The sequence below is a fragment of the Variovorax boronicumulans genome, assembly GCF_019352895.1.
GTDB classification, from domain to species: domain Bacteria; phylum Pseudomonadota; class Gammaproteobacteria; order Burkholderiales; family Burkholderiaceae_C; genus Variovorax; species Variovorax boronicumulans_A.
Window position 1 is genome coordinate 332,824 of the sequence record NZ_JAAAFX010000007.1, and the last position, 22,913, is coordinate 355,736.

Genomic DNA, 22,913 nt, shown 5'->3' on the forward strand with positions numbered 1-22,913 from the left:
AGGAGTCCAGAGATGTCGCTGGCTTCCATCGCCTCCACCCACCCACGCTTCATCGAGGGTGGCATCCGGCTCGACCGCGTGCCCGCCACCGCCTGGCTGGCGCTGCAGGGCCTGGCGCTCTGGCCGACCTGGACCTGGATGGTCGAGCGCATGCGTGACGGCTCCGACGATCCGCTGGGCCTGCTCGCGATCGCCGCGCTGGCGGCCCTGGTCTGGCAGGCGCGGCGCGAGCTGCGCGCCGCGCCGCGGCTGGGCTGGCTGCTGAGCGCGTCGCTGGGCACGCTGGCCGCCACGGTGCTGCATCCGGTGCTGCCGCCGCTGGCTGCGGGCCTGCTCGCGGTGCTGGCCTGGGCCTGCGGCCTGCTGGCCTTCCTGCCGCGCCGCATGGCCGCGGCCCCGGTGGCGGGGCTGGCGGTGCTGGCATTGCCGTTGCTGTCGTCGCTGCAGTTCTATGCCGGCTATCCCTTGCGCGTGCTCACCGCCGAGGCCAGCCGCTGGCTGCTGATGCCGGGCTTCGACGTGTCGCGCGAAGGCAGCACGCTGCTGGTCGACGGCCGGCTGGTGATCGTCGATGCACCCTGCTCGGGCGTGCAGATGGTGTGGCTGGGCTACTTCACCGCCTGTGTCGTCGCGCTGTGGGCGCGCCGCAGCGACCGCAGCTTCTTCGCGCGGCTGCCGCTGGTGGGTTTGCTGGTGCTGGCCGGCAACATCGTGCGCAACGCGATCCTCGTGGCCTTCGAGGGCGCGGACCAGCCGCTCGGACCATGGGCGCATGGCGCGCTGGGCCTGGTGCTGCTGGCCATCGTGTGCGGCGGCATCGCCGTGGCCATGGCGCGGCCCTCGGCCGCGCCGGCTGCAGGCCCGCAACCCAACCTGTCGGCGCTGCCCTGGCTCGACCGCTGGCTGGCCAACCGCTTCGTGCATCGTATCGCGCACAAGAGCCTGTTCGCCGCGGCGATGGGGCTGTGCACGCTGTTCTCGCTGGCCCAGGCGCTGCAAGCGCCGGCGGTGCCGTCGACGGTGTCGAGCTCGTTTCACGAATGGCCCGCCGAATGGGACGGCGCGCCGCTGCGGCCGCTGGCGTTGAGCGAGGTCGAGCACCGCTTCGCACAGCAATTTCCCGGCGCGATCGCGCGCCGCACCGATGGCGAATCGATGTTCGTGCTGCGCCAGGTGAAGGCGCCGACGCGCATGCTGCATCCGGCGGTCGACTGCTACCGCGCGCTGGGTTACCGTGTCGAGCAGGTACGGTTGGAAGAGGATGCGCAGCAGCGGCTCTGGCGCTGTTTTTCCGCCCAGCGCAAGCAAGGGCAGACTTTGCGTGTCTGCGAGCGCATCGTCGATGCCGACGGCCGCGCTTTCACCGACACTTCGGCCTGGTACTGGGCGGCGGCGGGTGGTCGGTCGCACGGTCCCTGGCAGGCCGTGACCGTGGCGCGGCCGATGTGAGGATTTCGTGAGTCATTTGATGTGAAGAAAACATTGCGTTTCGTGTTGCTGGGTTTGCTGGCGCTGGGCCTGACGGCCCTTGTCGCCCTGGTGCTGATCGTCCGGCTGGTGCTGGCCCCGGCCAGCGGCGAATGGGCGGCGCCGATCGCGCTCGGCCCGCTGCGCTTCGAGGTCGGGGTGCCGACCGCCATCCGGCTGGCGACCTCGAGCTGGTTCGCACCGCACCTGGCCGGCCATTCGATCAACACCTCGAGCGGCACGCTGCAACTGGGCTGGAACGAAGCCGGCCAGAACCTCGAGATGCGCTGCGCGCCCTGCAGCGTCAACGTGCCCGCGCTGGGCGCGCAGCCGGTGCGTGTGGCGCAGCTGTTCGCCACGGTGCGGCGCGACGGCAACCAGCTGGCGGGTCGCTTCGAGGCCCAGCCCGAGGGGGCCGAAGGTGCGCAGGGCAATGCCCCGGCCACCCCCGACGCGCTCAAGGGCCACTGGGATGGCCGCCTCACGCAGCAGGCGCTGCATCTCACGGTGGACGCCGAGGACGCCCCGATCGCGCGCTGGTATGCGGTGATGGTGCCGACGCTGCCCGAGCTCAAGCAGGCGCGCATCGCGGGCACGCTGGGCCTGCGCGCCCAGCTGGGCCTGCCCGAGGGTGCGCTCGCGCTGCAGCCGCGCATCGCGGGCTTCAGCGTGGACGGCCTGGGCTCCGAGGCCCTGCTGGGCGCGCGCAGCAGCTGCGGCGCCAGCGCCAAGCTGACCAAGGACAGCTGGCTGGCGCGCGCCGTGATCTCGGCCGAGGACCAGCGCTTCTTCACGCACCCGGGCTACGATCTGGAGGAACTGGGCGCGGCGCTGGCGGCCAACCAGAAGCGCGGCGGCATCGAACGCGGCGGCAGCACGCTCACGCAGCAGCTGGCCAAGCTGGCGATCACCGGCAGCGAGCGCAGCGGCGAACGCAAGCTGCGCGAGCTGCTCTATGCGGTGGAAATGGAGCAGACGCTGGGCAAGGCGCGCATCCTGCAGCTCTACCTCGACAACGCCCCCTGGGGCGGCGCGCTGTGCGGTGCCGAGGCCGCGGCCAAGCGCTACTTCAACCGCAGCGCGCGCACGCTCGAACCCGCACAGGCGGCCTGGCTCGCGGCCATGCTGCACAAGCCTTCGGCCGAACTGGTGCAGTGGCAGACCACCGGCAGCATCGATGCCGCGCGTTTCAAGCGCGTGGCCGAAGGCATCCGGGGCATCAGCCGCGCCCAGCGCGAGGCCCTGCTCAAGGGCGTGGCGGCCGCGCGCTTCGTGGCGCCGTCCTGAAGCCGGTCAAGTGCCGAGCTTCGAGACGATGTAGGCCAGCGTCGTGACCACCGTGATGTGGATCGCGTACGGTATGCGGTTCTCCGGCTGTGTGCCGGCCATGGCGATGACTGCGCCCACCAGCGTCAGCAAGCCGAGTCCGATCGTCGTCTGAAGGTCCATGGTCTCGGGGGCGTCGAAGCGTCGCGGCGGCCCTTGACGGGGCCGCGGGGAGGAAGGAAGGGAAGGAGGGGTGAAGGAAGGGGGAAGCCGGGGCAGCAGGCGCCGATGTTAACGAGGCCGCTGCCAGATGCACGAAAGTGGTGCGGCCGGCGTGGCACATGTCTTGCGAAGCGGCTTCCATGGATGCCGTCTCTCCCGTCCCGTCCGCCGCCATCGAAGTCGTGGCGCTGACCAAGCGCTACGCCGCTGGCACACCCGCCGCGGTCGACCGCATCGACCTGCGCATCGCCAGCGGCAGCTACTGCTGCCTGCTGGGGCCTTCGGGCTGCGGCAAGAGCACCACGCTGCGCATGATCGCGGGCCACGAGTCGGTCTCGGGCGGCGACATCCTGCTGGACAACCGCAACATCACCGACCTGCCGGCCGCTGCGCGCGGCACGGCCATGATGTTCCAGAGCTTCGCGTTGTTTCCGCACCTCTCGGCGGTGGACAACGTGGCCTTCAGCCTGAAGATGAAGGGCGTGGCCAGGGCCGAGCGCCGGCGTCGCGCCACGGACCTTCTCGAGCGCGTCGCGATGGGCCACCTGGCCGAGCGCAAGCCGGGCGAGCTCTCGGGCGGCCAGCAGCAGCGCGTGGCGCTGGCGCGGGCGCTGATCACCGAGCCGCGCGTGCTGCTGCTCGACGAGCCGCTGTCGGCGCTCGACCCCTTCCTGCGCATCCAGATGCGTGCCGAGCTGCGGCGCTGGCAGAAGACGCTGGGCCTGACCTTCATCCACGTCACGCACTCGCAGGAAGAGGCGATGGCGCTGGCCGACACCATGGTGGTGATGAACCACGGCCTGATCGAGCAGGTCGGCTCGTCGCACCGGGTCTACAACCACCCGGCCAGCGAGTTCGTGGCGCGCTTCATGGGCGGCCACAACGTGTTCGACACGCCGGCCGGACCGGTCGCGGTGCGCAACGACCACATGCAGATCGCGCCCGAGGCCGAGGGCGGCGCCGGCGTGGCGGCCCGCATCACCGATGTCGAGTACCAGGGCACCTACGTGCTGATCGGGCTCGAACAGGAAGGCGTCGAGAAGGCGCGCCAGGCCGTGTCGGTGCTGCTCGGCGAAGCCGCCTTCCTGGCCCGTCCCTGGACCCCGGGCGAGCGCGTGCGCCTGTCCTGGGCCGAGGCCGACGTGCGCGTGCTCGGGCCCGGCGTTCAGCGCCCGGCCGAGCGGGCTCCCGCGCCGGCATCGACCCTGCGCGACGACACCGCGGCCATCGCCGCCTTCTCGGCCTGAACCCCGATTTCCCCAGCAACCGGAGACCTTCCCCATGTCCGAACCCCTCGACATTTCGACTTCCGGCCTCCAGCGCCGCACCCTGATCCAGGGCGGCGCCGGCCTGGCCGGCATCCTGGCCGCCGGCATGGCGCCCTTCGTCCATGCGCAGGAGAAGATCGTGCTGCGCTACCTGGGCACCGCGGTGAACCAGGACAAGGCCATCGCCGAGAAGTTCAAGGCCGACACCGGCATCGAGATCCAGTACGTGGCCGTGACCACCGACGACGTGACCAAGCGCGCCGTCACCGCGCCCAACAGCTTCGACCTGATCGACACCGAGTACTTCTCGCTGAAGAAGATCGTGCCCACGGGCAACCTGAAGGGCATCGACAGCAAGCGCGTGAAGAACGCCGACAAGATCACCTCGCTGTTCACCAAGGGCGAGGTCGCGGGCAAGAAGGTCGGCGACCAGGGCACGGCGCCGATCAAGGTGATCTACCTCGAGGGCGAGAAGAGCAAGGTGTTCGCCAAGTCGCCCACGCAGTTCATGTCGCTGATCCCGACCACCTACAACGCCGACACGCTGGGCATCCGCCCCGACCTGATCAAGCGCCCGATTGCCTCGTGGGCCGAGCTGCTCAACCCGGAGTTCAAGGGCAAGACCGCGATCCTGAACATCCCCTCGATCGGCATCATGGACGCCGCGATGGTGGTGGAGGCCAAGGGCATCCACAAGTACGCCGACAAGGGCAACATGACCAAGGCCGAGATCGACCTCACGATCAAGACCCTGATCGAGGCCAAGAAGGCCGGCCAGTTCCGCGCGCTGTGGAAGGACTTCAACGAGTCGGTCAACCTGATGGCCTCGGGCGAGGTGGTGATCCAGTCGATGTGGTCGCCGGCCGTCACGGCCGTGCGCAGCAAGGGCATCGACTGCACCTTCCAGCCGCTCAAGGAAGGCTATCGCGCCTGGGCCTCGGGCTTCGGCCTGCCGGCCACGCTCTCGGGCAAGAAGCTCGACGGTGCCTACGAATTCATCAACTGGTTCCTCGACGGCTGGGCCGGTGCCTACCTCAACCGCCAGGGCTACTACAGCGCGGTGCTCGAGACCGCCAAGGCCAAGATGGAAGCCTACGAGTGGGCCTACTGGATGGAGGGCAAGCCCGCCACGCAGGACATCAAGAGCCCCGGTGGCGACGTGATCGCCAAGGCCGGTTCGGTGCGCGACGGCGGCAGCTATGAGCAGCGCATGGGCGGCATCGCGTGCTGGAACGCGGTGATGGACGAGAACGAATACATGGTGAGGAAGTGGAACGAATTTGTGGCTGCCTGAAGGCAATCCACCAATTCGACCCCCAGGCTGCGCTTCGCTTCGCCCTCCCCCTGTAAGGGGGCGACACCAGCGGCCCGGCAAAGCCGGTTCCGCGGTGTCTCACGAACGGGCTTCGCGCTGCTTGCCCCGGAAGAAAAATCACCAGCGCTTCCATGAGCACACCTGTCGCCTCCAGCCACGCCGCCTCCCCGCCCACGCACGCGCTCAAGGCCTGGTGGCAGGCCGCGCCCTTCGCGCTGGTGTTCCTGCTGTTCTTCCTGGTCCCGCTGGCGCTGGTGGCGATGGTGAGCCTGTGGAACTTCAACGAGTACGAGCTGATCCCGGCCATCACGCTGCGCAACTACCTGAGCCTGTTCGAGGGCTGTTCGCGGCTCACCGACAACGGCGACCTCTGCGTCACGCTCAGCACGTACCTCAGCACGCTCAAGTTCTGCCTGCTGGTCTGGGGCCTCACGCTGCTGATCGGCTTCGCGGTGGCCTACTTCCTGGCCTTCCACGTGCGCTCGTCGACGATGCAGACGGTGTTGTTCGTGCTGTGCACCGTGCCCTTCTGGACCTCCAACGTGATCCGCATGATCTCGTGGGTGCCGCTGCTGGGGCGCAACGGATTGGTCAACCAGGGACTGATGGGCATGGGCCTGGTGAACCAGCCGGTCGAGTGGCTGCTGTTCTCCGACTTCTCGGTGGTGCTGGCCTTCGTGCACCTCTACACGATGTTCATGATCGTGCCGATCTTCAACTCGATGATGCGCATCGACCGCTCGCTGCTCGAGGCCGCGAGCGACGCGGGCGCCTCGGCCTGGCAGACGCTGTGGAACGTGGTGGTGCCGCTGTCGCGCACCGGCATCCTGATCGGCTCGATCTTCGTGATCACCATCGTGATGGGCGACTTCGTCACCATCGGCGTGATGGGCGGCCAGCAGATCGCGTCCATCGGCAAGATCATCCAGGTGCAGACCTCGTACCTGCAGTTTCCCCTGGCCGCGGCCAACGCGATGATCCTGCTGGCCGTGGTGCTGATGATCATCTGGGGGCTCACACGGCTCGTCGACATCCGGAAGGAGCTGTGATGCAGACAAGAATACGGGCATCCGGACGCAGAGGACGCGGAGGTTTTGCAGAGGACGCAAAAGAGAGACTTCGAATCTTTCTTCGTTTGAATCTTTTGCGTCCTTCGCGTTTCTTTGCGTCCTCTGCGTCCGGTCAAGTCCATCTTGCATTCGGAGGCTTGCGCACATGAGCGCCCGCATCGGCGAACGACGCGCCGCCGGCTTCTGGCCGCTGGCCGCCGTGTTCGCGCTGTTCGTGCTGTTCCTCTACGGGCCGATGCTGACCATCGTGGTGCTGAGCTTCCAGGGCCCCGAAGGCGGCCTGACCTTTCCGCTGCGCGGCGTGTCGCTGCACTGGTTCCACAAGCTGGCCGAAGGCCTGGGCACGGTCGACATCGGCGCGGCCTTCCGCCGTTCGCTGATGCTGGGCGCGGTGGTGATGGGCTTCACGGTGGTGCTGTCGGTGCTCGCCGGCCTGGCCTTCCGCAAGAAGCTCGCGGGCGGCAACCTGCTGTTCTTCGTCACCGTGGCCAGCCTGATCATGCCGTCGATCATCGTGTCGCTGGGCATCGGGCTGCAGTTCCGCCTGCTCGACACCGGCATCAAGGACGCACTCACCGCGATGGGCGCGACCGCCACGCTCGAGAACTACGGCACCGCGCTGGGGCTGCTCACCTCCGCGCTCGGCGCGCATCTGACCTGGACGCTGCCCTTCGGCCTCCTGATCATGTTCGCGGTGTTCAACCGCTTCAATCCCGCGTACGAGGAAGCCGCGCGCGACCTCGGCGCCACGCCATGGCAGACCTTCCGCCATGTGGTGCTGCCGCTGATCGGTCCCTCGATCGTCGGCGTGGGCATGTTCGGCTTCACGCTGAGCTGGGACGAGATCGCGCGCACCTCGCAGGCCATCGGCGACGTCAACACGCTGCCGCTCGAGCTGCAGGCCCTGACCTCGACCGTGACCACGCCCTCGATCTACGCGCTGGGCACGGTCACCACGCTCGTCTCGCTGGTGGTGATGGCCGTCGCGCTGGGTGGCGTGGCCTGGCTGCGCCGCCGCTCCTCCCACCCCCGCCGCTGAGGTCCCCGATGCCGCGCCTGCTCGTGATCAACCCCAACACCTCGAGCGCGGTGTCGGCGCTGCTGCAGCGGCACGTGCAGGCCGGTGTCGGCGATGCGCTGGCCGTGCAGACCCTCACCGCCCGCTTCGGCGCGCCCTACATCGCCTCCGAGGCCGGCTATGCGGTGGCCAACCATGCGGTGCTCGACGCCTGGGCCGCCGACGTCGCCAAGAACGGCCGGCCCGATGCGGTGCTGATCGGCTGCTTCGGCGACCCCGGCCTGTTCGCCTTGCGCGAAGGCGCGGGCGTGCCCGTGGGCGGCTTGGCCGAAGCCGCGTTCTCGGCGGCGGCCTGGCATGGCCGTTTCGCCATCGTGACCGGCGGCGACCGCTGGCGCCCGATGCTCGCGCGCCTGGCCCATGCACTGGGCCACACGCAGACGCTGGCCGGCATCCACACGGTGGCGCCCACCGGCGCGCAGCTGGCCGCCGACCCGGTGGGTGCGCGCCAGTTGCTGGCCGACGCCTGCCGGCAGGCGGCCGAGCGCTTCGGTGCGCAGGCCGTGATCCTGGGCGGCGCCGGGCTGGCCGGCATGGCGGCGGACATCGCGTCGCAGGTGCCGGTGCCGCTGATCGACAGCGTGCAGGCCGGCGCGCAATGGGCCGTCGAGGCGCTCAAGCGCAAGGAAGCCCTCGACAGCGGTTTCGGCGTCGACTGGCAGAACGTCTCCTGGGAACTCGCGGCCCTCGACTGACGGCGGGTTTTGGCACCGGCTGACGACGGCAGCGTGGCCGCCATGCCACCATCGCGGCAGATCGGAGCCACGAAGACATGACCCAGCCCTACCTCCCCGAAACCCAGACCCGCGCGCAGGTCGACGCCCTGTCAGGCGCCGCCGTGATCGACTTCGGCACCAACTGGTGCGGCCACTGCCAGGCCGCGCAGCCGCTGGTGGACCGCGCCTTTGATGCCCATCCGGGGCTGGCGCATCACAAGGTCGAGGACGGCAGCGGCCGTGCGCTGGGCCGCTCGTTCAAGGTCAAGCTCTGGCCGACGCTGGTGTTCCTGCGCGATGGGCAGGAGGTGGCGCGGCTGGTGCGGCCCACCGACCCCGCCGCCATCGACGCGGCGCTGGCCGCGCTCGAACCCGCTGCCTGAGGCTGTCGGCGCCCGCCTACCGCATCTTGCGCCGTGGCGATGCGCGGCGCAGGCGGCGGCGCTTCTAGATTGCGGACATGACCGACATCCGCAAAGGCCAGGCGCCGGCCCCTCTCGCGCGCGAAGCATTCCATGCCCGCTTCATGCAGGACTTCCAGGACCCGGCCTTCGGGGCCGAGCAGGAGGCGCTGAAGCGGCTCGAGGACATCGCCTGGAGCGCCTATGACGAGGGTCGCAAGGCGCCGGTCACGCGGCCGGCCGGCGAGGGCTTCGCCGATCCCACCTACGAGATCTCGGTCGAGTGGCTCGAGGCCAGCAGCCGCCTTCGGCGCGCCCAGAAAGCCTGGGGCGAGGCGACGACGCCTTCGCGCGTGCTGCTGGTCAACGGCTCGCCGCGCAACGACGGCAGCTGCCCTGGCGAGATCTCCAAGACGCACCGCATGGTGCAGCTGGCGCAGGCCGAGTTCGCGGCCGCGGGCATCGAGGCCGAAGTGCTCGACCTGAGCCGGCTGACCTCCGACTACGACCGCCACATCCACCCCTGCAAGGGCTGCGTCTCGACCGCCATGCCGCTGTGCCACTGGCCCTGCAGCTGCTATCCCAACCATTCGCTGCGCCAGACCGGCGACTGGATGAACGAGATCTACGAGCAGTGGGTCTCGGCCCATGGCGTGATCCTGTTCACGCCCACCCACTGGTACCAGGCGCCCAGCGTGCTCAAGCTCATGATCGACCGGCTGGTCTGTGCCGACGGCGGCAACCCCGACCCGAGCAGCACGCACGGCAAGAAGCCGGCCGAAGCCAAGGCGCTGGAACTCGAGGGCTGGGACTATCCCAAGCATCTCGAAGGCCGCGTCTACGGCCTGGTGGTGCACGGCGACGTGGCCGGCATCGAGAGCCTGCGCCGCAACCTCAGCGACTGGCTCGACTGGATGGGCCTGGTCGATGCCGGCTTCAAGGCGCGGCTCGATCGCTACCTTGGCTACTACGAGCCCTATGCCACCAGCCACGAGGCGCTCGATGCCGACGAAGCGCTGCAGGAGGAAGTGCGCAACGTGGCACGGGCGGTGGCTGCCGGCGTCAAGGCGCTGCGCGCCGGCACCCTGGTGCCACCGGACCGAGGGCTGAAGCCGGCGCGCACCAAGTGAGACCGCGTCGTCGGTCTGCGCCGCTTAACGCTTCTTTACGCACGCTCACGCGGCGTTGACTTGAAGACCGAGGCCCCGATACATGGCGGCGCCAAACTTCGCTTCACCTGCTGCCGAGAGGCGACAGGCAGGACACCGGCCCGATCCCTCTTGCGAGGACATGCATCGGCAGGCCGGTGCCCTCACCCCTTGAAAGGAAATGCTCTCATGATCACCGCACGTCAACGCATCCTGTGGGCCAGCCTGCTGGCCTCGGCCACCTTCGCCGCAGCGGCGCAGACGCCCCCGCCCGCCGCCCCTGCCGGCCCCGATGCACGCACCGAACAGCGCATGCACAAGCCGCGCGACGGCAAGTTCGCCGAACGCATGCAGGAGCGCCGCGTCAAGCACCTGGCCGATCTCAAGGCCAAGCTCAAGCTCGACGCGTCGCAGGAAAGCGCCTGGACCACCTTCACCAGCGCCACGCAGCCACCGCCCCCGCCCCCGCGCGCCGACCGCGAGGCCGCACGCGCCGAGTTCGCCCAGCTGACCACGCCGCAGCGCCTCGACCGCATGCAGGCCCGCCAAAGCGAACGCGCCGCACGCTTCGCCCAGCGTGCCGATGCCACGCGCACCTTCTATGCGGCGCTGCGGCCGGAGCAGCAGAAGACCTTCGACACCGAAGCCGTGAAGCACGGTCCGCCCGGCCATGGTCACGGCCCGCGCGGCGGCGGCCCCGAGGGCCATCGCGCGCCGCCCCCGCCCAAGGGCTGATCGCACCGGACCCATGAAAAAGCCCGCGGCATCGTGAGATGCCGCGGGCTTCTTGCCGTCGGGCGCAGGATGTTACTTGGGCGTGCCGGTCGACGTCTTGGGATTGGTCGGCACTTCCGGGCGCTCGCCCTTTTCGCCGAACTGTGGCTTGGTCTTGAGCGCATCCTGACGCACCTCGGCGCGCGTGGTGCCGCTCATCACCTGGGGCATCGCGTTCGGCTGGTTGTTGGTCATGGTGCTGGGCTCACCGCCGGGCGTGGTGGTGTTGGCCGGGTTGCGATTGTTCACGCGGGCCTCGGACTTCACGGCCTCGCGCGACGCCGGCATGCTGCCGTCCGGGCGCTGTGTCGGGTTGGGCACGCCGGCACGTGATTCGGTGCTGGGCTGGCCGGAGGTGGCGGGTGTGGTCACGCTCTGGGCGTTGACGGCACCGGCGGCCATCAGGCCGGCCAGCAGGGTGGCTTGGATCAGTGAAGTGGTGCGCATGTTGTCTTCCTTGAAGTATTGAGATCAAAAAATTCGGGCTTCTCGTGAAGCCCTGAATTCACCGTAGGAGCCACTTCGGTGCGCTCTTGTGGGGCGTGGGCACGGCCGGCTGTAGGACGTGGCGGGCCATGGGTCGAAGAAGGTGAGGCGTCCTACAGCGCGCACGCGCGCCGGGCCCTACAACCGTCCCGATGCTTTCTCTTTCCTTCTTCCTGCCGTGAGCGCCATTCCCTCCACCGAGGCCACGATGCCGCTTTCCACGCCGCTGGCGCGGGCGCCTGCATCGCTCAAGGTCATGACCGTGAACACCCACAAGGGCTTCACGGCGCTCAACCGCAAGTTCATCCTGCCGGAGCTGCGCGATGCGGTGCGCACCGTGGGTGCCGACGTGGTCTTCCTGCAGGAGGTGCAGGGCACGCACGACCGCCATGCGCGCAAGCACAGCAACTGGCCCGAGGCGCCGCACTACGAATTCTTGGCCGACACCATGTGGCCGCAGTTCGCCTACGGCCGCAACGCGGTCTATCCCAAGGGGCATCACGGCAATGCGGTGCTGTCGAAATTCCCGATCGTCAGCCACACCAACCATGACGTCTCGATCGCCGGGCCCGAGAAACGCGGGCTGCTGCACTGCGCCTTGCGCGTGCCGGGCCGCGTCGGCGAGGTGCACGTGATCTGCGCCCACCTCGGGCTGGCCGAGTCGCATCGCCAGCAGCAGCTCGAGCTGCTCTGCTACATCGTGCGCGACGAGGTGCCGCCCGATGCGCCGCTGGTGGTGGCCGGCGATTTCAACGACTGGCGTGGCCGCGCGCATGCGGTGCTGGCCGACGGTGCCGGCCTGCGGGAAGTCTTCGTGCAGGCCAACGGCGCCGCGGCCCGGACCTTTCCCGCGCGCTTTCCGCTGCTGCCGCTCGACCGCATCTATGTGCGCAACGCCGGCGTGCATTCCCCCGTGGTGTTGCCGCGGCGCCCCTGGTCCCATCTCTCGGACCACGCACCGCTGGTGGCGGAGATCGCGCTGTGAACGCGCGCCACTGGAGTGAGGGCAACAAGCTCGAACTGCTCGAGAACGGCGAGCAGTTCTTTCCGCGCGTGTTCGACGCCATCCGCGAGGCGCAGCGCGAGGTGATCGTCGAGACCTTCATCCTGTTCGAGGACAAGGTCGGCGAGGGCCTGCATGCGGCCCTGCGTGCGGCCGCGCAGCGCGGCGTCAAGGTCGACCTGATGATCGACGGCTTCGGCTCGCCCGACCTGTCGCCCGGATTCATCGGCGGCCTGACCTCGGTGGGCGTCAAGGTGCGGGTGTTCGACCCGGGCCGGCGCGTGTTCGGCCAGCGCCTCAACGTGTTCCGCCGCATGCACCGCAAGATCGTGGTGGTCGACGGCCAACGGGCCTTCGTGGGCGGCATCAACTACTCGGCCGACCACCTGCTGGATTTCGGCCCGCAGGCCAAGCAGGACTATGCGGTCGAGATCGGCGGGCCGATCGTCTCGGAGATCCATCGCTTCGTGCTGCATGCGATCGCGGTGGGCGGCAAGGGGCCGAGCTGGTTCCGGCGCCGGCTGCGCGCGGCCCACCACGACCAGGTCAATGCGCCCGCGGGCGAGGCGCAGGTGCAGTTCGTCACGCGCGACAACCGCCACCACACCAACGACATCGAGCGCCACTACCGCGCCGCGATCCGCACCGCGCGCGAGCGCATCGTGATCGCCAACGCCTACTTCTTCCCGGGCTACCGGCTCATCAAGGAGCTGCGGCGTGCGGCCCGGCGTGGCGTGGACGTGCGGCTGATCCTGCAGGGCGAGCCCGACATGCCGATCGTCAAGACCGCGGCCAGCCTGCTCTACCACCACCTGCTGCATGCGGGCGTGCGCATCTACGAGTACTGCGAGCGGCCCTTGCACGGCAAGGTCGCGGTGATGGACGACCGCTGGAGCACCGTCGGCTCGAGCAACCTCGACCCGCTGAGCCTGTCGCTCAACCTCGAGGCCAACGTGATCGTGCGCGACGCCGAATTCAACCGCACGCTGAGCGAGCGGCTCGACCACCTGATGGCGCACAGCTGCAAGCAGATCGAGGCCAAGGACCTGACCGAATGGAGCGGCTGGCGCCTGGTGCGCAGCTTCTTCATCTTCCACGTGCTGCGCTGGTATCCCTCGCTCACCGGCTGGCTGCCGCGCCATGCACCGCGCCTGAAGCCGCTCGACCCGCCGCCGATCCCCCCGGCCGGCGCGACGCCGACCGAGGTCGCGTGATGGCCACGGTGCCTGCGGACACCGCGCAGGCAGTGCCGGCGAGCACCTGGCGCCGTGCCTGGCCCTGGATCCAGCGCATCGGCACCTGGGTGTTCTTCGCCGGGGTCGTGTGGTTGCTGGTGCGGCAGGCGCGCGGCATCGACTGGGACGAAGTGATGGCCGCGTTCTCGCGCCTGCCCGCGGCCACCTTGGGAATGGCGGGCGGCCTGGTCGCGCTGAGCTTCCTGCTCTACAGCACCTTCGACCTGCTGGGCCGGCACATCACCGGCCACGGCCTGCGCGCCGGCACCGTGATGGCCGTGACCTTCGTGAGCTATGCCTTCAACCTGAACCTCGGTTCGCTGGTCGGCGGCGTGGCCTTCCGCTACCGGCTGTACACGCGGCTGGGCCTGGACAACGAGACCGTCACGCGCGTGCTCGGCTTCAGCATGCTCACCAACTGGCTCGGCTACCTGGTGGTGGCGGGCACGGCCTTCTGCTTCTGGCCGCTGGAGCTGCCGGCCGACTGGAAGATCGGCAACGGCGGCCTGCGCATCCTCGGCGCGACGCTGCTGGTGCTGGCCGCCGCCTACCTCGCGCTGTGCGCCTTCGCGAGCGACCGCACCTGGCATCTGCGCGGCCATGCCTGGCAGCCGCCCGCGCTGCGGCTGGCCTTGCTGCAGCTGGTGATGTCGTGCGCCAACTGGAGCCTGATGGGCGGCGTGGTGTGGCTGTTGCTGCAACGGCAGGCACCCTACCCCGAGGTGCTGGCCGTGCTGATGGTGGGCGCGGTGGCCGGCGTGATCACGCATGTGCCGGCGGGGCTGGGCGTGCTCGAGGCCGTCTTTGTGGCGCTGCTCTCGCACCGGTTGCCGCCGGGCCAGATCCTCGCGGGCCTGATCGGCTACCGCGCGCTCTACTACCTGGCGCCGCTGGCCATGGCCACCTTGGGCTACCTCGCGATGGAGGCGCGTGCGAAGCGGCTCTCGGCGGGCACGCCGGTCGCTTGAGCCGACCCGCGACAAGGGTTGTTTGCATAACTGTATATTCATACAGTGAACATCGATCGCAAGCTCGCCATCCTGGCCGACGCCGCCAAGTACGACGCCTCGTGCGCCTCCAGCGGCACGGGCGCGCGCAACTCGGTGGGCGGGCGCGGCATCGGCTCGACCGAGGGCGCGGGCATCTGCCACAGCTATGCGCCCGACGGCCGTTGCATCTCGCTGCTCAAGATCCTGCTGACCAACTTCTGCCAGTACGACTGCCTCTACTGCGTGAACCGCGTGAGCAGCAACGTGCCGCGCGCCCGCTTCACGACCGACGAGGTGGTGCAGCTCACGCTCGACTTCTATCGCCGCAACTGCATCGAGGGCCTGTTCCTGTCGAGCGGCATCATCCAGAGCCCCGACCACACGATGGAGCAGGTGGTCGAGGTGGCGCGTGCGCTGCGTGAAGACCACGACTTCCGCGGCTACATCCACCTCAAGACCATCCCCGAGGCCTCGCCCGAACTGCTGCAGCGCGCCGGCCGCTATGCCGACCGGCTCAGCATCAACGTCGAGCTGCCCACGAGCGACGGCCTGGCCGCGCTGGCGCCCGAGAAGGACGGCGCCGGCATCCGGCGCGCGATGGCGCGCATGCGGGTGCACATCGACGATGCCAAGGGCGCACGGCGCGATGCGGACGCGGGCACGGTGATGTCCATGCCCGGGGCCGCGCCACGCCGCGCGCCCGCACCGGTCTTCGCGCCCGCCGGCCAGAGCACGCAGATGATCGTGGGCGCCGATGCGGCCGACGACCGCACCCTGCTCGCGACCAGCGCGCAGCTCTACGGCGCCTACCGGCTGCGCCGCGTCTACTACTCGGCCTTCAGCCCGATCCCCGATGCGTCGTCCTCGCTGCCATTGGCCGCGCCGCCGCTGGTGCGCGAGCACCGGCTCTATCAGGCCGACTGGCTGATGCGCTTCTATGGCTTCACGCACGACGAGATCGTGCCGGCCGCTGCCAACACCGACACCGGCGCGGCCGGCGGCATGCTCTCGCTCGACGTCGACCCCAAGCTGGCCTGGGCGCTGGCGCACCGCGAGCGCTTTCCGGTCGACCTCAACACCGCGCCGCGCGAGATGCTGCTGCGCGTGCCGGGCCTGGGCGTGAAGGCGGTCGAGCGGCTGCTCATCGCCCGGCGCGTGCGGCAGGTTCGCAGCGCCGACCTGGGCCGGCTGCATGTGCCCCTGAAGAAGGTGCTGCCCTTCGTGCTGCTGGCCGACCATCGGCCGGGCCGCGCACTCGACGCCGCCGGCTTCGCCGCGCGCTTCCGGCCCGCGCCGGTGCAGGCCTCGCTCTTTTCCGCCTGAATGCCTACAACGCGTGCGCCCTGCGCGCGCGACATTGCCTGCATGGCAACCCACACCGTCACGCTTTCCAGCGACACCGACTGGCCCGGCTTTCGCGGCGAGGCGCGTGCACTGCTGGCGCGCCAGGTGCCGCCGGAAGACGTGGTCTGGCACACGCGGGCCAGTGCCGAGAGCGACCTGTTCGCGGCGCTCGAGACGCCGCGCGCGCAGGGCGTGGGCAGCGCCTCGGCGATCGTGCCGCCGGCCTTCGTGCGGCTGTGCGAGACCGTGGTGCTGCACGACGACCCCGATCGCTTCGGCCTGCTCTACCGCCTGCTCTGGCGGCTGGTGCACGAGCCCACGCTGCGCCGCGATCCGCTCGATGCCGACCGCGTGCGTGCGCAGCACATGGCGCAGGCGGTGCGGCGCGACATGCACAAGATGAAGGCCTTCGTGCGGTTCCGGCCGCTGCCGCAGGACGATGGCGAGCCGACGCTGCACGTCGCCTGGTTCGAGCCCGACCACCACATCGTCGAGGCCGTCGCGCCCTTCTTCGTGCGGCGCTTCGCCACGATGCGCTGGGCCATCCTCACGCCCGAGCGTTCGGTGCAATGGCATCCCGGGGCTACCGCTGACGCGGATGGCGGCGAGGCGTTGCCCACCGAAGGCCGGCTCGACTTCGGCCCCGGCGCGCGCCGCGAGGATGCGCCGCCCGCCGACGCCGGCGAGGCGCTGTGGCTCACCTACTATCGCCACATCTTCAATCCGGCGCGGCTCAAGCTCGCGATGATGCAGAAGGAGATGCCGCGCCGCTATTGGCAGAACCTGCCCGAGGCGGTGCTGATCGCGCCGCTCGCGGCCGACGCCGCGGCGCGCAGCGATCGCATGGTCGACGCGCCGGCCACGGTGCCGGCGCGGCGCATCGTGCCCATCGTCCGGCCGCTGCTGGCCGAAGAAGACACGTCCGCCGATCCGGCCGCCGCGCTGGCCCAGCTGCAGCGCGCCACCGATCGCTGCCGCGAATGCCCGATCGGTGCGCACGCCACCCAGTCCGTGTTCGGCGAAGGCCCTGTGGGCGCGGCGCTGATGGTGGTGGGCGAACAGCCGGGCGACCAGGAAGACCTGCGCGGCCGTCCCTTCGTGGGCCCGGCGGGCCAGCTCTTCGACCGTGCGCTGCACGACCTGGGCTGGTCGCGTGAGGCGCTCTACGTGACCAACGCGGTCAAGCACTTCAAGTACGAGCTGCGCGGCAAGCGGCGCATCCACAAGACGCCTACGCAGCACGAGGCCCAGGCCTGTCTGCATTGGCTCGAAAGCGAGATGGCCCAGGTGCGTCCGCAGGCGGTGCTGGCGCTGGGGGCCACGGCCGCCCGTGCGGTGCTCGGCCGGCCGGTGGCGGTGATGCGCGAACGTGGCCAGTGGCAGACCGGGCCGCGCGGCGAACCCGTGCTCGTCACGCTGCATCCCTCGGCCCTGTTGCGCGGCGATCCGCAGCAACGCGACGAGGCCTATGCCGCGTGGCTGGAGGATCTGTCCAAGGCCACGGCCATGCTGCACGCGGCCGCCGGCTCGATGCAGCGCGAGACGGCCGCTCGCTGAAGCCGCTCAGAAGCGGTAGAGGTAGCGCAGGCGCACGAAGTTTGCCCCGGGGTTGGGCTTCTTGATGCCGCCGTTGGAGACGTGCTGCAACCGCACGGACAGTTCATGCTCGCCCCGTTCGCCGAAGCTGCGGCCCAGGCCCAGCACTTCGGTGAATTGAAAGGCCGTGCTGAAGGAGCGCTCGGGCGTGCGGTAGACATGGTTCATCACCGTGCCGCCGATGCCGGCTTCGGCGAACCACGGCGAGCTGCCCTGGTCGAAGCGGTAGCGCCAGGTGGCGATGGCGCCCAGTTGCACATAGTTGCGGCGGCCGTCGCCCGCTTCGTGGGGCGCACGCCATTGGCTGGCGAACAGGTCCCAGGCAAAGGAGCGGCCGTTGACCACCCCGGCGCCGCCGGGGGACCAGGGCAGCACCGCGCCGAGCGCCCAGGCATCGGTGTCGGCGCCGCCGTGCAAGGCCTTCCCACCTTCCACGTAGAAGCCCGGTGTGGCGTCCCCATAGGCGAGGGCCTGGGTGGCGCAGACCAGCAGCGCGCCGAGTCCGAGCGCCACGCGGACGCCGGAGAACTTTGTTGTCATGGTTCTTGTTCGAGGGTGGATACAAATGTCACTGTCGCGCAGCGAGAAAAACCTAGATGCCGGTCATTTGTCTCTCCGTGGAGTAGGACGCGCCCCTGTGGAATTGCTGCACTGCAGCATGAAGTGCGCCACAGGCCTATAGTGGGTGCTTTCCCAACGTCGAAGTGCCTGCATGTCCCCCACCTTCTCCTCGCGGTTCTTCAATCCGCTGATGCTGTGGGCCGACGTCGCCCTCACGACCCAGGAGATGCTGTGGAGCGCTGCCGCCGTGATCCAGTTGCGCACCGAGCGCATGGCCCGGGCCGGGCTGGCACCCAGTGCCGCCGACCAGGTCGAGTTCCAGCTGATGGGCCAGGAGAAGCTGGCCGCCGCCAGCGAATCGGGCGCCGCCATCGTCCAGCAACTGCACACCACCGGCCATGCGCTCACGCAGCGCACGGTGCGCGACTGGCTGAGCGCCACCACGGCCTGGCTGGGCCTGGCCACCAGCCTGACGCCCGCCCAGGCCGCGGCGCACAGCCACGCGCTGCTGAACGCCGGCAACCGCAGCCTCGCCAATGCGACGCAGATCGGGAGCGCCGGCGCGCGCGTGGTGCAGCGCGGCCTCAAGCCGATTCATGCGCGGGCCACGGCCAACGCACGCCGGCTGGCGCACGCCGAGGCCTGATCAGCCAGCCACCAGCCGCAGCAGCGTGATCTCCGAAGGCGCGCCGAAGCGCTTGGGCGGGCCCCAATAACCGGTGCCCCGGCTGGTGTAGACCCACATGTCGCGCAGCCGGTGCAGGCCGGCCGTGAAGGGCTGCTGCAGCGGCACGAACAGGTTCCAGGGGAAGAACTGGCCGCCGTGCGTGTGGCCCGAGAGCTGCAGCTGGAAGCCCGCGTCGGCGGCCGCCGGTGCACTGCGCGGCTGGTGCGCGAGCAGCACGCGCGTGGTGGCGGATGCAGGCGCGCCGGCCAGCGCCGCGTGCGGATCGCTGGCCTGCGCGGCATCGAAGTGGCCGGCGGTGAAATCGGTCACGCCGGCCAGCACCAGGGTGGCGTCGCCGCTTTCCTCGTCGGTCTGCGCGCCCGCGGCGCCGCGCGCATCGAGCAGCACGTGTTCGTTGAGCAGCACCCGCAGCCCGAGCCGGCGCAACTCGACGATCCATGCCGGGGCGCCCGCGTAGTACTCGTGGTTGCCGGTCACCACGAAGGTGCCGTGCCGCGCACGCAGCTCGGCCAGCGGCGCGATGTGCTCGCGCAGTTCGGCCACGCTGCCGTCGACCAGGTCGCCCGTGATGGCGATCGCATCGGCCTCGAGCCGGTTGACCACCTCGACGATGCGCTGGATGTAGCCGCGCTTGATGGTCGGGCCGACATGGATGTCGCTGAGCTGCACGATCGAGAAGCCGACCAGCGCGGCCGGCAGGTCGCGGATCGGCACGTCGACGCGTTGCACCGGCGCGGTGCGGCGGGCGTTGAAGAAGCCGACCGCCGTCACCGCCGTGGCCAGCAGCGGCACCGCGGCTGCGCTCCACTGGCGGACCGCTGCGCCATCGAAGCGCAGCACGCCGGCCCATTGCGCGACCCAGCCGACCAGCAGGCCTGCATCGCGCACCAGCGTGAGCACGAACAGCGAGGAGAACCAGCCCATGCACAGCAGGCCGATCCAGCGCCAGGCGTCATGCAGCGGCGGCCGCGGCGAGCGCAGGCCCACGAAAGGCAGCGGGATGGTGGCGGCGGAGACGACCAGGGCCAGCAGCAGTGCGGCGGCGCCGACGGGGCTCAGGACCCACAGCGCGGGCAGCAGGCGCAGGCCGATGTAGGCATGCAGCAGCGCGGACAGGATGGACAAGGGGCGAAGCGGCATGCGGATCCGGAAGAGACGGGCGATGCCCGGCAGCGCATCTGTGAGCCGGTCGGCGCGCATTCAAGGCCCGCGGGGCCGCGCAGGAAGGGAAATCGGCGCGCGCGGCGCCGCAGGGGCGTCAGGCCCCGTTCAGTGGCTCGAGGTGCTGACGCCCTGCGTCAGCATGGTGCGCCCGCTCAGCGGTGGCACATCGATGTTGGACGGCCAGACGAAGCGCGCCGTGGTCGGCATGCCGTTGAACACCGTCAGCTCCTGCGTGAGCGTGACGCCGCCGACCGTGGCCTCGACCGCGTACTCGCCCGGCTCCAGCCGCGCCAGCATCATCGGCCCGGTGGCGGTGGCTTCCATCACGGGCTTGCCGGTGTATTTGTTGAGAACCAGCACCTGCACATCACCCGGTGCTGCGCCGCGGGCCGTCTGCCCCAGCGCGAACTCCAGCGTGGCGGCCCAGCGTGGTGCCACCATCTTGAGGAAACTGGCCTCGTCCTTGTTCGCGCCGCCGCACATGTATTCCACGCCATCGGCCATGCGGATGGGTGGATTCGCGGAAGCGTGCACTGACATCACGCTGCAGAAAAGGAGGGCGGCGCCAGCCAGGAGGGGCGCTGCGCGATGCGAAGTACGGATGAAGTTCATGCTGTGCCGTCGTTCCAGGGTTGCGTCAGGAATTCTTCCCTAGCAAGAGTCGGGCAAGGTACAGCGTTTACGCTTAGAAACCGTGACATGCGGGGGAGTGCAAACCCCCACCGGTCACGGATCCGTGCGCCGGTAGCGGCTCGGATTGCCGCCTGCAACCTTGCGCATCAGGCGCCGCAACGCGGTCGCGTCTTCGTAACCGACCTGCGCGGCAACCTGTTCCAGCGTCATCCGGCTGGACTCGATCAGCATCCGGGCGCGGTTGGACCGCACGCTCTGCAGCAGGGCCATGGTGCTCTTGCCGGTCGCCTGCTGCACGTGCCGCGACAGGGTCCGGGTCGACATCGCGAATTCCTGCGCCAGGTCTTCCACGGTCGGTGGATTCGGCAGCGCGGCCTCGATGCGGCGCACCAGGCGCGCGACCAGCGCATTGCCGTTGGCCCGCATCGCCGGCACCACGAAATCCGCCTGCGCCTGCCGGCCGTCGATCAGCAGGTTGCGACCGACCGCATCGGCCATGGCCACGCCGAAGCGGCGCCGCAGCAGATGCAGCATCAGGTCGGTCTGCGCGAAGGCCGCACCGGCGGTGCTCACCGGGCCGTCCTCGCAGACCATGCGATCGGCGTCCACCGTGCAGCGCGGCTCGAGGTCACGCAGGGCCGGGGCCAGCCACCAGGAGGTGGTGACCGTGCGCTCGGCCAGCAGGCCCGCAGCCTGCAGCAGGAACACCGCCGAACACGAGGCTGCGACCGCCCCGCCTCGGCCCGCATGCGCGGCCAGCGCGGCGGCCGCGCGCTGCATGTCGTCATCGGCCAGCCGGCTCTGCAGCGTTTCCAGGCTGGCCAGGTTCAGGCCCGGCACGATCCAGCACGAGGCATCGGCGCGCGGGCGCTGCGGCAGGGGCGCGGCCTCGACATGCATGCCGCTGCTCAAGGGCACCGCGGTCCCGCCGACCGACACCACGCGCCAGCGCGGGCGGCCCAGCTTCATGGGCGGCGCCAGCATCGACGCAGCCTCGAGCAGGGCCAGCGTCACGGCCACGCTGCTCGCATAGCTTCCCGGCAGCACCAGGATCGTGAAATCGTTCATTGTCTGAAAGCGCTTGAAAGATGTCGAAGTGGACACTCGAAGTCTAGGGGCACAAACGCTTCAATGGCCGCTCGACACCAACGAAAGAGGCCATGCCCAACATCCTTGTCAAGATTCCCCGCGGCGCCTTCCCCGGCGGCGCGCGCGCGCAGCTCGCGCACAACATCGAGAAAGCCGCTGCCAGAGCGGAACAGATGCCAGAAGACCCGCGCCACCGTGCGCTGTGCTGGGTGCTGGTCGAGGAGATCGATGCAGGCCTGTGGACCTGCGGCGGCCGCGACGTCGGCGCGCAGGTGCTCACCTGCTTTGCTTTGGCCCTGGTGCCTGCCGGCGTGCTCGATGCGCCGTCGCGCGCACTCTGCGTGCGGTCGATGCACGACGCCTTCGTGCATGCGATGCCCGCCGACGACACGCGCCGGCTCCACAGCTCGGTGATCGTGCAGGAGGTGGCCGAAGGGCACTGGGGTGGCGACGGCGCGCTCTGGACCCTGCCTGCGCTGGCGCAGGCGGCCGGCTACGTGCACCTGCAGCACCTGGTGGCAGAGGTCGCGGCATGAGCGCGCACGACGTGAATCAGGACGACACGCTCGAGGACTTCACGCGCCGCGAGATCACGCTCGACGGTGCGACGAAGGGGGTGTGGGTGTCGGGCACCGGGCCGGCGGTGATCGTGATGACCGAGATGCCCGGCATCAGCCCGCAGGTCGCGCGCTTCGCCCGCTGGGTGCGCGCGGCCGGCTTCACCGTCTACATGCCTTCGCTGTTCGGCCGCGACGGCGCGATATCCAGCGCGGAGGAAGGCGCGGCGGTCTTCCGCCGTGCCTGCGTGAGCGCGGAGTTCCGCGCCTTTGCATCGAACGCCTCGAGCCCGGTCACGCAATGGCTGCGGGCGCTGGCGCGGCAGGCGCATGGCGAATGCGGCGGCCCTGGCGTGGGCGCGATCGGCATGTGCTTCACCGGCAACTTCGCGCTGTCGCTGATGCTCGAGCCGGCGGTGCTGGCGCCGGTGGTGTGCCAGCCTTCGCTGCCGCTCGACGACCCGGCCGGCATCGAGATGGCACCCGACGAACTTGCCACCGTGCGCCGCCGCCTCGAGGCCGAAGACCTCACCGTGATGGCCTATCGCTTCGACGGCGACAGCTTCTGCCGGGCCCAGCGCTTCGCGGCCTACACGGCCGCGCTGGGGCCGCGCTTCGTGGCCCGCATCCTGCCGGACGCGGCGGCCCACCCGAACCCGCCGCCCTTCTTCGCGCAGCACGTGCGCAGCCCGCACAGCGTGGTGACGGTGCACCTCATCGACGAAGAGGGCCAGCCCACGCTGGCGGCGCGCGACGAGATCCTGTCCTTCCTGTCGACGCGGCTGCAGGGCTGACAGCCGGCTTCGCAAGCCCTTCGCGCGGGGCTTGCCATGATTCGCAATC

The 22,913-nt window shown here is 69.8% G+C and carries 24 protein-coding genes; 18 read left to right on the top strand and 6 right to left on the bottom strand.

The window, feature by feature from the left end:
* Positions 1-12: 12 nt before the first annotated feature.
* Positions 13-1,449: an exosortase Q gene (xrtQ, locus tag K0H49_RS30655; RefSeq protein WP_257624925.1), complete on the top strand. Its 1,437-nt coding sequence runs from the start codon at positions 13-15 to the stop codon at positions 1,447-1,449.
* A 21-nt stretch (positions 1,450-1,470) separates the two neighbouring features.
* The gene (locus K0H49_RS16540) at positions 1,471-2,754 is read left to right on the top strand and encodes a biosynthetic peptidoglycan transglycosylase (protein WP_219214679.1); all 1,284 of its coding nucleotides are present in this window, start codon (positions 1,471-1,473) and stop codon (positions 2,752-2,754) included.
* A gap of 6 nt (positions 2,755-2,760) precedes the next feature.
* On the opposite strand, the gene K0H49_RS16545 is transcribed toward K0H49_RS16540, so the two are convergent.
* Complete coding sequence (locus tag K0H49_RS16545; protein ID WP_219214681.1) at positions 2,761-2,916, bottom strand: hypothetical protein; 156 nt, start codon at positions 2,914-2,916, stop codon at positions 2,761-2,763.
* Positions 2,917-3,095: 179 nt separating this feature from the next.
* On the opposite strand from K0H49_RS16545, the gene K0H49_RS16550 reads away from it, so the two are divergent.
* The 8 genes from K0H49_RS16550 to K0H49_RS16585 all read left to right on the top strand — a co-directional run bounded on the left by K0H49_RS16550 (position 3,096) and on the right by K0H49_RS16585 (position 10,686).
* On the top strand, positions 3,096-4,202 hold the full coding sequence (locus tag K0H49_RS16550) for an ABC transporter ATP-binding protein (protein ID WP_219214685.1): 1,107 nt from the start codon (positions 3,096-3,098) through the stop codon (positions 4,200-4,202).
* A 34-nt stretch (positions 4,203-4,236) separates the two neighbouring features.
* Positions 4,237-5,517, top strand: a complete 1,281-nt coding sequence (locus K0H49_RS16555) for an ABC transporter substrate-binding protein (RefSeq protein ID WP_219214688.1) — start codon at positions 4,237-4,239, stop codon at positions 5,515-5,517.
* A gap of 152 nt (positions 5,518-5,669) precedes the next feature.
* A complete protein-coding gene (locus tag K0H49_RS16560; RefSeq protein ID WP_219214690.1) occupies positions 5,670-6,587 on the top strand; it encodes an ABC transporter permease in 918 nt (305 codons plus the stop codon).
* A gap of 166 nt (positions 6,588-6,753) precedes the next feature.
* Positions 6,754-7,647: an ABC transporter permease gene (locus K0H49_RS16565; protein ID WP_219214692.1), complete on the top strand. Its 894-nt coding sequence runs from the start codon at positions 6,754-6,756 to the stop codon at positions 7,645-7,647.
* An 8-nt stretch (positions 7,648-7,655) separates the two neighbouring features.
* On the top strand, positions 7,656-8,381 hold the full coding sequence (locus tag K0H49_RS16570; protein WP_219214695.1) for an aspartate/glutamate racemase family protein: 726 nt from the start codon (positions 7,656-7,658) through the stop codon (positions 8,379-8,381).
* A 77-nt stretch (positions 8,382-8,458) separates the two neighbouring features.
* Positions 8,459-8,785 carry a thioredoxin family protein gene (locus tag K0H49_RS16575; RefSeq protein WP_219214697.1) on the top strand — a complete coding sequence of 109 codons (327 nt, stop codon included), beginning with the start codon at positions 8,459-8,461 and terminating at the stop codon, positions 8,783-8,785.
* Between the two features lie 77 nt (positions 8,786-8,862).
* Positions 8,863-9,933 (top strand): flavodoxin family protein, encoded by a 1,071-nt coding sequence (locus K0H49_RS16580; RefSeq protein WP_219214700.1) that lies wholly within the window; start codon positions 8,863-8,865, stop codon positions 9,931-9,933.
* Positions 9,934-10,140: 207 nt separating this feature from the next.
* Entirely contained in the window at positions 10,141-10,686 is a 546-nt protein-coding gene (locus K0H49_RS16585) for a Spy/CpxP family protein refolding chaperone (protein WP_219214703.1), read from the top strand.
* Positions 10,687-10,758: 72 nt separating this feature from the next.
* Here the strand turns inward: K0H49_RS16585 and K0H49_RS16590 are convergent, their stop codons facing one another.
* A complete protein-coding gene (locus K0H49_RS16590) occupies positions 10,759-11,172 on the bottom strand; it encodes a serine/threonine protein kinase (RefSeq protein WP_219214705.1) in 414 nt (137 codons plus the stop codon).
* A 247-nt stretch (positions 11,173-11,419) separates the two neighbouring features.
* Here K0H49_RS16590 and K0H49_RS16595 point away from each other — a divergent pair, with 247 nt between their 5' ends.
* From K0H49_RS16595 to K0H49_RS16615, 5 genes are read left to right on the top strand one after another with little or no spacing between them, the layout of a single operon-like run.
* Positions 11,420-12,196 carry an endonuclease/exonuclease/phosphatase family protein gene (locus tag K0H49_RS16595; protein ID WP_219215492.1) on the top strand — a complete coding sequence of 259 codons (777 nt, stop codon included), beginning with the start codon at positions 11,420-11,422 and terminating at the stop codon, positions 12,194-12,196.
* The gene (gene clsB, locus K0H49_RS16600) at positions 12,193-13,428 is read left to right on the top strand and encodes a cardiolipin synthase ClsB (RefSeq protein WP_219214708.1); all 1,236 of its coding nucleotides are present in this window, start codon (positions 12,193-12,195) and stop codon (positions 13,426-13,428) included. The genes K0H49_RS16595 and clsB overlap by 4 nt, the downstream gene beginning before the upstream one ends.
* Positions 13,428-14,417, top strand: coding sequence for a lysylphosphatidylglycerol synthase domain-containing protein (locus K0H49_RS16605; RefSeq protein ID WP_219214710.1), 990 nt, complete (start codon positions 13,428-13,430; stop codon positions 14,415-14,417). The genes clsB and K0H49_RS16605 overlap by 1 nt, the downstream gene beginning before the upstream one ends.
* A gap of 45 nt (positions 14,418-14,462) precedes the next feature.
* Complete coding sequence (locus K0H49_RS16610; RefSeq protein WP_219214712.1) at positions 14,463-15,761, top strand: putative DNA modification/repair radical SAM protein; 1,299 nt, start codon at positions 14,463-14,465, stop codon at positions 15,759-15,761.
* A gap of 42 nt (positions 15,762-15,803) precedes the next feature.
* Positions 15,804-17,339 (top strand): UdgX family uracil-DNA binding protein, encoded by a 1,536-nt coding sequence (locus K0H49_RS16615; RefSeq protein WP_219214714.1) that lies wholly within the window; start codon positions 15,804-15,806, stop codon positions 17,337-17,339.
* 6 nt (positions 17,340-17,345) lie between these two features.
* Here the strand turns inward: K0H49_RS16615 and K0H49_RS16620 are convergent, their stop codons facing one another.
* Entirely contained in the window at positions 17,346-17,918 is a 573-nt protein-coding gene (locus K0H49_RS16620) for an acyloxyacyl hydrolase (RefSeq protein ID WP_219214716.1), read from the bottom strand.
* Positions 17,919-18,090: 172 nt separating this feature from the next.
* Between K0H49_RS16620 and K0H49_RS16625 the strand changes: the two genes are divergently transcribed.
* Positions 18,091-18,585 (top strand): polyhydroxyalkanoate granule-associated phasin, encoded by a 495-nt coding sequence (locus K0H49_RS16625; protein WP_219214719.1) that lies wholly within the window; start codon positions 18,091-18,093, stop codon positions 18,583-18,585.
* Here K0H49_RS16625 and K0H49_RS16630 read toward each other — a convergent pair whose 3' ends face one another.
* From K0H49_RS16630 to K0H49_RS16640, 3 genes are all read right to left on the bottom strand, one after another.
* Positions 18,586-19,827: a metallophosphoesterase gene (locus K0H49_RS16630; RefSeq protein ID WP_374122369.1), complete on the bottom strand. Its 1,242-nt coding sequence runs from the start codon at positions 19,825-19,827 to the stop codon at positions 18,586-18,588. It lies immediately after the preceding gene.
* A gap of 69 nt (positions 19,828-19,896) precedes the next feature.
* Positions 19,897-20,295: a hypothetical protein gene (locus K0H49_RS16635; RefSeq protein WP_257624926.1), complete on the bottom strand. Its 399-nt coding sequence runs from the start codon at positions 20,293-20,295 to the stop codon at positions 19,897-19,899.
* 222 nt (positions 20,296-20,517) lie between these two features.
* A complete protein-coding gene (locus K0H49_RS16640; protein WP_219214726.1) occupies positions 20,518-21,492 on the bottom strand; it encodes a GlxA family transcriptional regulator in 975 nt (324 codons plus the stop codon).
* Between the two features lie 92 nt (positions 21,493-21,584).
* Here K0H49_RS16640 and K0H49_RS16645 point away from each other — a divergent pair, with 92 nt between their 5' ends.
* Positions 21,585-22,049 carry a tautomerase gene (locus K0H49_RS16645; RefSeq protein WP_219214728.1) on the top strand — a complete coding sequence of 155 codons (465 nt, stop codon included), beginning with the start codon at positions 21,585-21,587 and terminating at the stop codon, positions 22,047-22,049.
* The gene (locus tag K0H49_RS16650; RefSeq protein ID WP_219214731.1) at positions 22,046-22,864 is read left to right on the top strand and encodes a dienelactone hydrolase family protein; all 819 of its coding nucleotides are present in this window, start codon (positions 22,046-22,048) and stop codon (positions 22,862-22,864) included. Before K0H49_RS16645 ends, K0H49_RS16650 begins: the two co-directional genes overlap by 4 nt.
* Positions 22,865-22,913 lie beyond the last annotated feature (49 nt).